Source organism: Pseudomonas sp. LBUM1670 (assembly GCF_059695695.1).
On the sequence record NZ_CP166783.1, the window covers coordinates 702,419 to 715,862 of the forward strand.

11 protein-coding genes are annotated in these 13,444 nt (G+C 59.5%); 8 read left to right on the forward strand and 3 right to left on the reverse strand.

The features are described from left to right. Nucleotides 1–67: 67 nt before the first annotated feature. From ACA073_RS03175 to gcbA, 3 genes are all read right to left on the reverse strand, one after another. Entirely contained in the window at nucleotides 68–1,807 is a 1,740-nt protein-coding gene (locus ACA073_RS03175) for a protein-disulfide reductase DsbD (RefSeq protein WP_497401583.1), read from the reverse strand. A 164-nt stretch (nucleotides 1,808–1,971) separates the two neighbouring features. Next, nucleotides 1,972–3,918 (reverse strand): methyl-accepting chemotaxis protein, encoded by a 1,947-nt coding sequence (locus tag ACA073_RS03180; RefSeq protein ID WP_497401584.1) that lies wholly within the window; start codon nucleotides 3,916–3,918, stop codon nucleotides 1,972–1,974. A 47-nt stretch (nucleotides 3,919–3,965) separates the two neighbouring features. After that, nucleotides 3,966–5,636, reverse strand: a complete 1,671-nt coding sequence (gene gcbA / locus ACA073_RS03185; protein ID WP_497401586.1) for a diguanylate cyclase GcbA — start codon at nucleotides 5,634–5,636, stop codon at nucleotides 3,966–3,968. Between the two features lie 323 nt (nucleotides 5,637–5,959). Here gcbA and ACA073_RS03190 point away from each other — a divergent pair, with 323 nt between their 5' ends. From ACA073_RS03190 to speA, 8 genes are all read left to right on the forward strand, one after another. Next, a complete protein-coding gene (locus ACA073_RS03190) occupies nucleotides 5,960–7,111 on the forward strand; it encodes a DUF2515 family protein (protein WP_497401587.1) in 1,152 nt (383 codons plus the stop codon). Further along, a complete protein-coding gene (locus ACA073_RS03195) occupies nucleotides 7,108–7,791 on the forward strand; it encodes a hypothetical protein (RefSeq protein ID WP_497401588.1) in 684 nt (227 codons plus the stop codon). Before ACA073_RS03190 ends, ACA073_RS03195 begins: the two co-directional genes overlap by 4 nt. A 15-nt stretch (nucleotides 7,792–7,806) precedes the next feature. Further along, nucleotides 7,807–8,313 carry an Hcp family type VI secretion system effector gene (locus tag ACA073_RS03200; RefSeq protein ID WP_497401590.1) on the forward strand — a complete coding sequence of 169 codons (507 nt, stop codon included), beginning with the start codon at nucleotides 7,807–7,809 and terminating at the stop codon, nucleotides 8,311–8,313. Continuing rightward, a complete protein-coding gene (locus ACA073_RS03205) occupies nucleotides 8,310–8,786 on the forward strand; it encodes a hypothetical protein (RefSeq protein ID WP_497401592.1) in 477 nt (158 codons plus the stop codon). Before ACA073_RS03200 ends, ACA073_RS03205 begins: the two co-directional genes overlap by 4 nt. A gap of 154 nt (nucleotides 8,787–8,940) precedes the next feature. Further along, nucleotides 8,941–10,008: a DUF2333 family protein gene (locus tag ACA073_RS03210; protein ID WP_497401594.1), complete on the forward strand. Its 1,068-nt coding sequence runs from the start codon at nucleotides 8,941–8,943 to the stop codon at nucleotides 10,006–10,008. A 3-nt stretch (nucleotides 10,009–10,011) separates the two neighbouring features. After that, the gene (locus tag ACA073_RS03215; RefSeq protein WP_497401596.1) at nucleotides 10,012–10,569 is read left to right on the forward strand and encodes an NUDIX hydrolase; all 558 of its coding nucleotides are present in this window, start codon (nucleotides 10,012–10,014) and stop codon (nucleotides 10,567–10,569) included. A 290-nt stretch (nucleotides 10,570–10,859) separates the two neighbouring features. Then, nucleotides 10,860–11,231, forward strand: coding sequence for a translation initiation factor Sui1 (locus tag ACA073_RS03220; RefSeq protein WP_090176030.1), 372 nt, complete (start codon nucleotides 10,860–10,862; stop codon nucleotides 11,229–11,231). A gap of 217 nt (nucleotides 11,232–11,448) precedes the next feature. Next, on the forward strand, nucleotides 11,449–13,362 hold the full coding sequence (gene speA, locus ACA073_RS03225) for an arginine decarboxylase (protein WP_497401598.1): 1,914 nt from the start codon (nucleotides 11,449–11,451) through the stop codon (nucleotides 13,360–13,362). The last annotated feature ends 82 nt before the right edge of the window (nucleotides 13,363–13,444 follow it).

Sequence of the window (13,444 nt, forward strand, 5' to 3'; positions counted from 1 at the left end):
GACTGTCCAGTTCTATGCAATAGCCAGCACGATGGCCGATGTTTGCGCGAAATATGTGACCGGCTGATTAAATCCGGTCATTTGCATTCGATACACGTTCGGCGAAGTCCGTGGCGCTGATCTCGCCGATCACTCGCACATCGGCGCGTTCGACGCCGTCCTTGCCGAAAAACATCAGTGCCGGAGGGCCGAACAGTTTGTAACGGTCGAGCAGCGCTCGTTGTTCGGCGTTGCTGGCGGTGATGTCGAAGCGGACCAGACGATAGCCCTGCAGTTTTTCGATCACTTTGGCGTCGTTGAGCACTTCGCGTTCGATGACTTTGCAACTGATGCACCAGTCGGCGTACCAGTCGAGCAGCAGGGGAGTGCCGGAGGATTTGGCTTCACTGAGAACGCGATCCAGCTCGGCGGGGGTGGTGATGGTTTGCCAGCCGCTGCTGTTTTGCGGTTGCGCGTTACCACTAACGATGCGCGGCTGGCCGATAGGATTGAACGGATCGGTCTGGCCGCTGAAAGCGCCATACCAACAGGCCAGCGCATAGAACAGCAGGAACATTCCGAGCAACTGGCCCACACGTTTTCGCGGAGGTTTGTAGACGAACTCCAGCGCGCCCATGAACAAACCGACGCCACCGGCCAGCAAGCCGATCAGCAGCAAGGTGATCTGCCCCGGCAAAACCCGACTGAGCAGACCGATCGCCAGCCCCAGCAACAAAACTCCAATCGCGTTTTTCACGTAGACCAGCCACGGCCCGCTTTTCGGCAGCCAGGCTGCGCCGCCGGTGGCCACCAACAACAGCGGGGCGCCCATGCCGAGGCCGAGCATGAACAGCTTCAGCCCGCCGCCCAGCGCATCGCCGCTGGCGCTGATGTATAGCAATGCTCCCGCCAGCGGTGCCGAGACGCAAGGCGAAACCAACAGGCTGGAAACCACGCCCAGCACCGCCGCGCCCCACAACGAGCCGCCTTCGGTGCGACCCGCGATGCGGTCCAGTCGGCTGCTGATCGCCTGCGGCAGCTTGAGTTCGAAGACGCCGAACATCGCCAGGGCAAACACCGCAAAAAACATCGCGAACGGCACCAGCACCCAGGCCGATTGAAGCCGCGCCTGAAGATTGAGCTGCGCGCCGAACATCCCCATCAGCGCGCCGAGCAGGGCGAAACACACGGCCATTGGCAGCACATAAGCGAGAGACAGATTGAAGCCGCGCAAGCCACCGACCTGGCCGCGCAAGACCACGCCGGACAGGATCGGCAACATGGGCAGCACGCAAGGGGTGAACGTCAGGCCCAGGCCCGCGAGGAAGAACAGCGCCAGCTCCCGCCAGCTCCAACCTGTGGTTGTGCCGCTGCTGCCATCGATACTCAGGCGTTCGGTTTCAGGCGGATAGCACAGGCCTTTGTCGGCGCAGCCCTGATAGGTCACGGCCAGCGTGAAGGCGCGTTGATCGGTGCGCGGTAGCTCGACATCGAGAATGCCGTGGTAAACCTCGACATCGCCAAAGTATTCATCGTGCTTTTGTTCACCCTTGGGCAATTGCGCCGTGCCGAGCGCCACATCGGCCGGATCGGCGCGAAACTGAAAGCGATGGCGGTAGAGGTAGTAACCCTCGGTGGCGACAAAGCGCAGCTTGATTGATTGTGGTGTGCTTTCTACCAGACTGAGCTGAAAGGCTTCGCGCACCGGCAGGAAGTCTGCGCTGTTGTTGATCGAGCCCAGCGTGGCGCTTGGCCGACTCTCCAGCAAACCGGTGGCGCTGGCCGGCAGGGCGAGGACTAAAAGCAGCAGGCAAAGCAAACGGCGCATGACAATCTCGCGTATCGAAGGTGAGGGCATGATAGCGGACGGCGGTCGGGTGTGCAGGGCGGTAGGTTTTGTGGTGATTGTCCTGGCGCCTTCGCGAGCAAGCCCGCTCCCACAGGGGGTACGCATTCCTATGTGGGAGCGGGCTTGCTCGCGAAGGCGGTTTCTCAGACGCGAAAGGCTTGAACGGCTGTATGCAGTCGTCCACCCAACACCAACAAATGCTCCCCCTGCTCACGCCCCTCACCAATACGCAGCAAGTTATCCCCACCCAACTGGTGAATCCTCTCGCTGTGATCACGGATCTCGCTCACAGCGCCGCTCTGCTGAGCAGTGACATCGGCGATGCGCACGGCGGTGTCGGAAATGGTCTGGATCGCCCCGACGATTTTATCCAGCGCGCCGTCAGCGGCCTGGGCCTGATTGGCGGTCGCTTCAGCATGCTCAACCTGCGCGCGCATACCTTGCACCGATTGCTGTGCCGCCGTTTGCAATCCGGCAATCAAGGTCTGAATTTCGGCCGTGGCGCCCGCTGTGCGTTGCGCCAGTGAGCGAACCTCTTCGGCCACGACGGCAAAACCGCGACCCATTTCCCCGGCGCGGGCCGCTTCAATAGCCGCGTTCAGCGCCAGCAGGTTGGTTTGGTCGGCAATCGAGCGAATCACCGTCAACACGCCGCCGATGGTGGCCGATTCCGAGGCCAGGTGTTCGATCATCTGTGCATTGCCTTGCACTTCGTCGACCAGTGCGTGCAGCCCGGTGAGGCTCAAACCGATGACTTTCTGCCCATGCTCCACCGCCAGTCCGGCATGGCGACTGGCGTCGGCGGCCTGGCTGGCGTCACCGGCAACTTGTTGAATGGTCGCTTCCAGTTCACCGAGAGAATCACGGATGAGCGCCGTGTCACCCGCCTGATGCTCGGCGCCGCTGTGCAGGTCATTGCTCAATTCGGCCAGGGTGCGACTGCTGCCGGCAACCTGTTCGGCGTTGAGGCGGATGGTTCCGACCAGATCGACGAGATAGGCGCGCAAGCGATTGAGCGAGGCTTGAATGTCATGCAGCTCGCGATTGGTTTTGCCCAATTCAATGTCCCGGCTGAAGTCCCCTTCGGCCCAGGTTGAAAGAGCCGGCGCGAGGTTGGTCAGTGTTCGGGCGAGGCGTCGTTGCAGGGTGTCGATGAGCAACGCGATCAGCAGGATAAGGCCGATCATCACACCTTGCATCAGCCGCACTTCGCTCTGGATTTGCCCGTGCTGCGCGCGAACCACCGGTTCCAGCCCGGCGATGGCCTGTTGCACCGCAGCGATTTTCAGGTGAGTCGCGGTGCTGAGATCGGCACGTTTCTGGATCTGCCCGCGGGTGCGCGCAAGCTCCGCGGGATAACGGGTCAGCAGGCTGTTGAGTTCGCGTTTGAGCCCCACGCCAGCATCCTCGGCCACGGTTTTTTCGGTGTTCTCCAGGCCCATCATCGCGGCGAAATCGTCGGTGCCCGATTCACTTTGACTCGTCACACCGAGTAGCGGCAGGGCATTCAGAAGTTCAGCTTGAGCGCGGATGTGGGTGACTTCACGTTCAACATCCGCCGCCAGTTCACTGCGACCGCTGCTGACCAGTTTGTCCCGGGCCAGTGACAGTTTGCCCAAGTGTTGGGATGCGGTGAGTAAAGGCGTCAGATAAGTCGCGTTACTGCTGGCGTACTGACTGAGCTGATCGAGACTGGCACCGAGCTCGCGTTCGGCCTGCAACAACAGTGCTTGCGGGTCGCCCGCGAGTTTGCCGGCGGCCAGCAGGTCGGTTTTGCTGAACTCATCCAGGTTCGAAAGGCTGGGGCGCAAGGTGTCGGCCAATACCGGCGGCAATTCACCGAGGTCCTTCTGCAACGCATCAATGGCCTGGCTGGCGCTGCTCAGGCGCAAAGCGTCACCGCTGGCGAGATAATCCTCAACGTTGCGCGCCACTTCATTTTGAAATTGCTGAGACAGCCCCAGGTAGCGCTCCATCAGCAAATACGGGCGTTCCAGGGCTTTTTGCGACCACCAGAGCGTGGCGCCGAGGGCCACGCACACGGCGACTAAAAGGAGGGTGTTGAGATTGGTCAACAGCTTCAGGCGCATCGCGGACTACCAACGAAGGGTACGCACCTGAAGTTATTGCGTTTCCGTTACAAAATTATGACCGACTGGGTTGATTCCGATGAAAAGGTGGCACTTTGCTGTGATGCCCGAGCCGCCTGTACGCGGTTGCGCCCGGCGTGCTTGGCGCGATACAGCGCCTCGTCAGCCTGGCTGGCCATCATCAGGCTGTCGGAGTTTTCGCGCAGCTCGACCACCCCGGCGCTGAAGGTGCACGAGAGATCCTGAGGCTGGGCGGGGTAATGAATTTCCGCAAAGCGCTTACGGATTTCATCGAGGACGTTGTAGGCCGCTTCAATATCGGTGTCGGGCATGACAATGGCGAACTCTTCGCCACCGTAACGGCCAATGAAGTCAGTCTTGCGCAGGCGTTGCTTGAGAAACAGCGCCAGGCTCTTGATCACGCGGTCGCCCATTGGGTGGCCGTGACTGTCATTGACCCGCTTGAAGTGGTCAATGTCGAGCATCGCAAAGCTCAGCGGCTTGCTCTCGCGGCGGGCGCGAAACGAGCAATCTTCGAGCAATTGCAGAATGTGCGTGTGGTTGTACAGCCCGGTGAGGCTGTCGCGGACCATCCGTGCCTTGAGGTTGCGCGCGCGCGCCGCGCGGTTGCGCACGGTGGTGATCAGGTGGCGCGGCTTGATCGGTTTGGTCAGGAAGTCGTCGCCGCCCTCGCTCATGGCGTCGAGCTGCTTGTCCAGATCGTCTTCGGCGGACAGGTAAATGATCGGCACGCTGACGTAGCGGTCGTTGTGGCGAATCACCTTGGCCAGTTCAGTACCGGTGCAGGTCGGCATGTACATGTCGAGGATGATCAGGTCGGGCTGGAAGTCCGCCAGTTCAGCCATGGCCTGGATCGGCTCGATCAAGGTCCGCGTGACGATCCCGGCGCTGTTGAGCAGGCGCTCGGTGTGCAAGGCCTGGGCGCGGGAGTCGTCGATGATCAGCACTTTATAAGGTTCGTATTGCGCAACGCAGGTCAGGACTTCGATTTTCTCCATCAGGCTCGAGGCTTCGAGAGTGCCGGTGAGAAACTCCTGACCGCCGGCGCGCACCGCTGCGAGGCGGGTGGGGGTGTCGGTTTCGAGCAGGCTGAAAAACAGCAGCGGCAACGGTTCATCCAGACCGATCTGGGCTTCGGCGGCCAGCTTCAGGCCAATGCCGGGACCGCTGAAGTCCACGTCCATGACGATCGCGGCGGGCAAGCGTTCGACCATCGACGAGCGAAATGCCATCACGCTGTCGAGGGACTGGGCGCTGAGCCCGAAGAATTCCAGCTGCTTGGTCAGGCGCTCGGCACGATCGTGATCCTGCAGCATCACGTAGATCGGCTTGCGCAGCGGCGGCAGGAAAGTCTGTTCGAGTTGATCGCCATGCCGCAGGCCGGTGCGCGACAGGCGCTGCATCAGGCGATTGAGATCAGTGATCAGGCCGCTGCTCAGGCGTCCGCGATTGGCATCAACGGCTTCCAGCGATTGGCCGATGTGGCGCGCGAGCTGGATGTGTTCCGGTTGTTCGAAACGCTCGGCGAAACGCAGCAGGCGCAGGTTGGCCTCGCTCAGTTCCGATAAATCGGTGGCGGACCACTCGCTGTGTTGCAGGCGTTGCCAGATCTCAAGAATTTGACGTGCCTGATGAATTACCCGCTGGGCAAAGTGGTGCTTGAGGCGCTCACGGCTGGGGTCTTCTGGCTCGGTCATATCCTGACTACTAGTTAGGGTGCATGCTGAGATCGACTAATGGCTCTATGCTAGCACCTCTTTTCGATTGTATGAGTGTCGTATGTCAATAATCTGCACAGTAGTCCAATTCAGTTTGTGACTGATTGGTCTGTAAATGTGGTCTGTGGTTTGAAGTGCCCGTGGCATGGGCGTTTCAGGTCTTTTCCGGTCTGTTTTTCGGAAGTATCCGCAGCCTCGGCGAGCCTTGCCTGTCAGGGATTTCTGATTTTTCGCCTGCTCGATTCGGGCGGTGATTTTGGCTGATAGGGTTCAGGGATTCCCCTAAAAGCCATCCGCCAATCATGACCCAGTGTTTCAAAGAACAACCCTGCGATGAGCAACGCCTGAACCACAACAGCACCCCCGTGGCTGACTGTGAATGCGAAGAGGTGGAGCTTTATGGCAGCAGGACGCTTGTTACCGAGGTGCCGATTCTTACTTGCGCATGCCTGTGGCGGCATTACCAGCGCGAGGCGGAAGAAATCGTTGCTCCCGGCGGAGTTCTGATCGCTGATCCGGTGGAGCGCAATCGTGCGATCAATGCCGCGTACGCCCGGCTGTGGCTGCATGACCCCAGGTTTCAATGGGCTGGCTTGGCTGCATTTGCTTCCAAGCAGGTCGGTTGCGGGTTGCTCCACGCGGCGGACAGCATCGAACTGATCCGAGAAGAGCATGAATCGCGGCAGCGTATGCGTGACAGCCGTCAAGAGCACGGTTTGCTGACGCCGGACAGGATGGTCGAGCAGGCGGAAGAGTTGCGTGACTATAAGGAAGCGGATGCGCGCAATCCGGTGCCCTCTTTGGATTTTCGTTCAGCGGGTGAGGATTTGTCGCTGGTGCAGCAACAGTTCCGGCATGTGCACGACATGATGGCGCTGGGGAATACCACGCTGTTTCTGGATGTTTTTCCGTTGCATGAGTTTTATGCGAAGCGTGGGTTGAGGGAGTTGAAGAAGTGTTTGAGAGAGCGGACGCGGATTCATGGGCATCCGAAGTTTCCGGTGCTTTGGCCGGTAGGGAAGGAAAAGCTCGAATTCGGGCAGGTTTACACCGAAATTTTGCTGGGCTTTGAGGCGATAGAGGACGGAGACATCGCCGCAAGTGTTGAGCATTTGGCGCGGCATGAGCAGAACAATATCCTCCAGCCGACGATTTACCAGGACCGTCAATTGGTGGCTTTGCTGCGAGCCAACCACGCATCCTACGTCACGGGGTTTCCTTCCGGCGTTGCCCAGGCGATTGAGTTGACGCTTACCAGCCAATGTCAACGCGTCGAGGATGGGCGCACCATCGATTTTGGCGACAACCCATTGGCGGACTTGTCCGACATCAAGCAGCGAATGGCATTCGTGCTTCAGGCCGCCGCACGTTTTGATCAGATGCTCGGTGACCACAACCGTTATGCGTTAGAACGGTCGATCAATGAAATCGCATTGAGCGGTCTCGGGCTATGACTCTGCGACCACGATCGTTCGGCTGGCGCTGCTGTGCCTGCCCTCTACTTCTAGTTGCCTTGATATGGGCTGCCATACATCAGTTGAGGCAACCGTTGTGGGATGAGCCTGAAATCGTTCTGGAAATAGGCGGGACGTATGAAGATCTGCACAGAAATTCTTCAGCCCCCTTTAGTCCGCAGATACGCGGACATATCTGGTCCGGTATCCCCATGACCGATGCGAGATTGCGATTCGTCGACCCGCAATTCGGGTTCACCACTCCCGCCGCGCGCTTTTTTAGTGTCGGATTTGACGACAACGTCATTTTCAGCCTCCGCATGTCTCCGCAGATAGAGCCGCTCCTGATCGATGATGCCCTCAAGGTAGTTCTCGATCTGCAAGACCAATGGCGCGCCAAAGGTTGGGTAGCCAAGGGCGTACGAGATGATCCTACGATTGCCGATACCCCTGAATGGCGAGAATGGCTACGCAAAGGAATTCTTTCCGGGCGGTCCTTTTGGCAGGCAAGCGATAAGTATCAGGCCATGCTGATATTGGGGCGCTTCGAGGATTACCGAAACCCCACCGAAGAGCGCTACCTCATCACCCTTGCGCTCGCCAAACCCTGGGTGCCCTTCGACGAAATCGAAGACATGTACGACGAGCCCAGTCACTTCCCCGCCCCACAACCCAAATAAAAAAGGAGACCCACCATGCCAACTCCCGCCTTCATGACCCTCCGCGGCGAACGACAAGGCCTGATCAGCGAAGGTGCATTCACCGAGGCGTCGGTGGGTAACACTTATCAAAAGGGACGTGAGGACCAGATCATGATCCAGGCCCTGAGCCACGGCATTTTCGTGCCGAAAGGGTCGGGAAGCGGGCGTCGAATGCACAAACCCTTGATCATCACCAAGACTATCGACAAGGCGTCGCCGCTGATCAATAACGCTTTGTGTTCGGGAGAATTGCTCACCCAGTGCCGCGTAGAGTGGTATCGGACCTCGGCTCAGGGGATCCAGGAGCATTTCTACACGATGGAGCTGGAAGATGCGCTGATCGTCGGTTCTGAAGTGCTTATGCCGCATTGCCAGGATCCCGACACTGCCCACGTCACTCAACTGGAGAAGGTCCACTTCAGTTATCGCCGAATTAATTGGCGGCATGAAATCAGCCGAACCTTGGGCTCCGATGAGTGGAACACCGAGGTGCAGGGATGAGGTTGGTCAATGAAGTCCTTTTGTCCGATTGGGAGCGCCAACACACCTTTTCCAGCGAGCAAGCGTTGGATCTGGTGCGCCAGGCATTGCTTGACCGGCAACCCATTGAAGGCCTGGACCAGTTGCGCGCAGGCCTGCTGATCGATATCGACAGCGAGGTGCTTGATCCGATTGAACGGCGAGAGTGGAGGTTAGTCAGGCCTGAAGCCGACTACGCTGACTGGACAATGCCGGATCGTACCTTTGATCCAAAAGTAATGGAGCTGATGCAAAATCCGCCCGTCCAGCCCACAAGATCGCCAAGAGTCTTCCGGCTCGTAGACAGCGTAACGGGTGAGCCTCTGGCGCAGCGCCATTACCTCGCGACCATGGATGGAGACACTTCACCGCGCAGAACCGACGGAGAGGGCATCGCTCATCTGTTTACATCAACCGGGGTGCAGCGGATTTCAATGAAGGTCATAGGCGTTTAACTCGGGTATGGCCACTTGAGCTCATAGACAACCGGTTGTCACATCCACAGACGCTAATTTTCCGGATAACCCCGACGGCGGGTGCCGGGCAAAGGCACGTTGTTGTATGGTTGTGGTCGAACCGATGAACTCAAGTGATTGAAAGGATATCGCCATGCTGGACTGGAAGAACCGCGCGGGCAGCGCGCCTGAACGTGCCGCTGAACCGAAATCGGCCACCCGCAGTTACATCGGCGGCCTGTTGTTCAGCCGGGCGCTGGCCACGTTGATCGGCCTCTACCTGATTGTGGCCATTGCGCTTGGCTGGTACTGGAGCCAGGAGCCGGCGCTGTTCCCGGTTCAACAGAATGCCCAGATGGCGGCCGAGAAAGAAGGCAAGCAGATGGTCATCGGCTACACCACGGTGGAAACCCTCAAGACCGTTGCCAACACCTTGCTGACCAAACCGGGCGGCTATATTTCCAACGATCGTTTCCCGCCGGGCCTGTGGATGGATAACACGCCGAGCTGGGAATACGGTGTGCTGGTCCAGGTCCGCGACTTGACGCGTGCGCTGCGCAAAGACTTCGCCCGTTCGCAATCGCAATCGGCCGAAGACTCCGATCTGGCCAAGGCCGAACCGCGTTTCAACTTCGACAACAAGAGCTGGGTGTTGCCGTCCAGTGAGTCCGAGTATCAGGAAGGCCTCAATTCCCTGAGCCGCTATCAGGCGCGCCTGTCCGACCCTTCGCAGAAAAATGCACTGTTTTATGCCCGCGCCGACAACCTGAACAACTGGCTGGGCGATGTGGGCACCCGTTTGGGATCGCTGTCGCAACGTCTGTCGGCCAGCGTTGGCCGGGTCAAACTGAACACTGCGCTGAAAACCGAAGTGGTCGCGCCGGGTCAGGTGCCACAGGTTGACGAAGAAATCGTCGAAACCCCGTGGATGCAGATCGACAACGTGTTCTACGAGGCTCGCGGTCAGGCCTGGGCGCTGTCCCACCTGCTGCGCGCCATCGAGGTCGACTTCGCCGATGTGCTGGCGAAGAAGAACGCGACGGTCAGCGTGCGCCAGATCATTCGTGAGCTGGAAGCCTCGCAAGAGCCGGTCTGGAGCCCGATGATCCTCAACGGCAGCGGCTTCGGCGTGCTGGCCAACCACTCGCTGGTCATGGCCAACTACATCTCCCGCGCCAACGCCGCAGTGATCGATCTGCGTCAACTGCTCAATCAGGGCTAAGTCATGGTCGATAGCGCCAAAGAGGCCGCCCATCGTGCGGCCTCGGATGCAGAACAGATCGCCTGGGTCGACGAGCAGGACAACCTGCTCGGCGCACTGGTCCGCTCCGACCTGCGCGAGCGCGGGCTGATCGGGCGCGGCACGTACATCATGCTGTTCAATTCCGCCGGTGAACTCTGCGTGCATCGGCGCACCTTGAGCAAGGCGATTTATCCCGGATACTGGGACGTGGCGGCAGGGGGCATGGTGCTGGCCACCGAAACCTACGCCGAATCGGCAGCCCGTGAGCTGGAAGAAGAGCTCGGTGTGAGTGGTGTGGAACTGACCGCCCATGACCATTTTTTCTTCGAAGACACTGGCAATCGGCTCTGGTGTTCGGCGTTTTCGGCGGTGTGGGACGGTCCGCTGATCCTGCAACCGGAGGAAGTGCTGGAAGCGCGCTTTATTCCCGTCGATCAGGTCATGCAGGAAATCCAGCAAAAGCCTTATTGCCCGGACTCTCTGGCTGCATTGAAGCGCTATCTGAGAGCGCTTGGCGAGGACGTCGCAAAAGAGGCATAAATTGGCGCCGATTGGCTCTTAGCAATCGGCGTTTTTGCCGTTACACTGCGCGACCTTTTCAAACTGAACCGGTATTGCTTTCTGTAGGAGCGAGCTTGCTCGCGATGGACGTTAACGATAACGCGTGCGTTCAGAATGAATGCGTCGTCCTTGCGTTCTTCGCGAGCAAGCTCGCTCCTACAGGGTTGTACCGTTTCAGTAGCGCTGCCCCTGCCTGAGTGGGGCTTCGCGGTCGATGGCACCTGCCCAGGTTGCCGCGACCAGTCTTTGTCCTCCCAAGAGGATTGCCGGTGGCCAAAAAAGCCGCATCCTTCGCCGCCCTTGGTGGCCTGGTATTTTCCACCGACGCAGGTCGTCATTGCCCGGATTGCAGTAAACCGGTGGACGCCTGCATCTGCAAACAGACCGTTATCCCGGCCGGCGACGGCATCGCTCGCGTGCGTCGCGAAAGCAAGGGCCGTGGCGGCAAGACGGTGACCACCATCACCGGCGTGCCGTTGGCTGAAGACGCGCTCAAGGACCTGGCCACGACGTTGAAGAAACGCTGTGGCACCGGTGGGGCGTTGAAAGACGGAATCATTGAAATCCAGGGCGATCATGTCGAGCTACTGTTGGCCGAACTGATCAAACTCGGTTTCAAGGCAAAGAAGTCCGGCGGCTAGCAGCCTCTGTGAAAACCACCCCCGGCTTGACCGGCCCTGATTCAACCCGGGTCAGGCGTCGCCTACATGGTTTTCACAGAGCCTGTTCTGACCGGTTTCTAAACTCACTGCGGTCAGCGAGGTCTATCCCCTCGTTGACGAACCGTCATTTTCATCCTTTAGACTGCGCCGGCCTGAACCCAGGCGACGCTCTATGACTTCTTTATAGGGGACTTCAATGTCCGTACGACGCACACGCAAAGACGATGGCAGCCAATGGACAGTTGCGGACAGCCGCAGTGTTTACGGGATTCGCCATTGGGGGGCCGGGTATTTCGCGATCAATGACGCCGGTCGCGTCGAAGTTCGCCCGAACGGCCCGACCAGTTCGCCTATCGACCTGTTCGAACAAGTCGACCAGCTGCGCAAAAGCGGCCTGTCCTTGCCGCTGCTGGTGCGTTTCCCGGACATTCTGCAAGACCGCGTGCGTCAGCTGACCGGCGCGTTCGACGCCAACATCGAGCGCCTGGAATACCAGAGCAAATACACCGCGCTGTACCCGATCAAAGTGAACCAGCAAGAAGCGGTGATCGAAAACATCATCGCCACCCAGGACGTGTCCATCGGTCTGGAAGCCGGTTCCAAGCCTGAGCTGCTGGCGGTACTGGCGCTGGCGCCGAAGGGCGGCACCATCGTCTGCAACGGTTACAAGGACCGCGAGTTCATCCGACTAGCGCTGATGGGCCAGAAGCTCGGCCACAACGTGTTCATCGTGATCGAGAAAGAATCCGAAGTGGAGCTGGTGATCGAAGAAGCCGCCTCGTTGAAGGTCAAGCCTCAGGTCGGCCTGCGAGTGCGCCTGTCGTCCCTGGCGTCGAGCAAGTGGGCGGACACCGGCGGCGAGAAATCCAAGTTCGGTCTGTCGGCGGCGCAACTGCTGTCGGTGGTCGAGCGTTTCCGCGCGGCGGGCCTGGACCAGGGCATTCGCCTGCTGCACTTCCACATGGGTTCGCAGATCGCCAACCTGGCGGACTACCAGCACGGCTTCAAGGAAGCGATTCGTTACTACGGCGAACTGCGCAACCTCGGCCTGCCGGTGGACCACATCGACGTGGGTGGCGGTCTGGGCGTCGACTACGACGGCACGCACTCGCGTAACGCCAGCTCGATCAACTACGACATGGACGATTACGCCGGTGTCGTGGTCGGGATGCTCAAGGAGTTCTGCGACGCGCAGAGCCTGCCGCACCCGAACATTTTCTCCGAAAGCGGCCGCTCCCTGACCGCGCACCATGCCATGCTGGTGGTGCAAGTCACCGACGTCGAAAAACACAACGACGACGTGCCGCAGATCGATAACAAGGAAACGCTGCCGGAAACCGTGCAGTGGCTGGTTGACCTGCTCGGCCCGACCGACATCGAAATGGTCACCGAAACCTACTGGCGCGCCACGCACTACATGAGCGACGTGGCCACCCAGTACGCCGACGGCAAGCTGACCCTGGCCGAAAAAGCCCTGGCCGAGCAATGCTACTTCGCCGTGTGCCGTCGCCTGCACAACTCGTTGAAGGCGCGTCAGCGTTCCCACCGTCAGGTGCTCGACGAACTCAACGACAAGCTGGCCGACAAATACATCTGCAACTTCTCGGTGTTCCAGAGCCTGCCGGACACCTGGGCCATCGGCCAGGTCCTGCCGATCCTCCCGTTGCACCGTCTCGACGAAGAACCGCTGCGTCGCGCCGTATTGCAGGATCTGACCTGCGACTCCGACGGCAAGATCAAGCAATACGTCGACGAGCAGAGCATCGAAACCAGCCTGCCGGTGCACGCACTGAACGAAGGTGAAGACTACTTGCTGGGCATCTTCCTGGTCGGTGCCTACCAGGAAATTCTCGGCGACATGCACAACCTGTTCGGTGACACCGACTCGGTGAACATCTACCAGAATGCCGACGGCAGTGTGTACCACGCGGGTATCGAAACCCACGACACCATCGAAGACATGCTGCGTTACGTGCATTTGTCGCCGGAAGAGCTGATGACCCACTACCGCGACAAGTGCGCCAGTGCGCGCATCACCGCCGCCGAACGCACCCAGTTCCTCGACGCATTGCGTCTGGGCCTGACCCGTTCGTCTTACCTGTCTTCTTGAGGTAAGTCGCCGCTCTCATCAGGTTGTCTGAAAATGTTCCGCGGGCTGCGGAAATTTCAGATGACCTGGTGCGGCGGTTCTC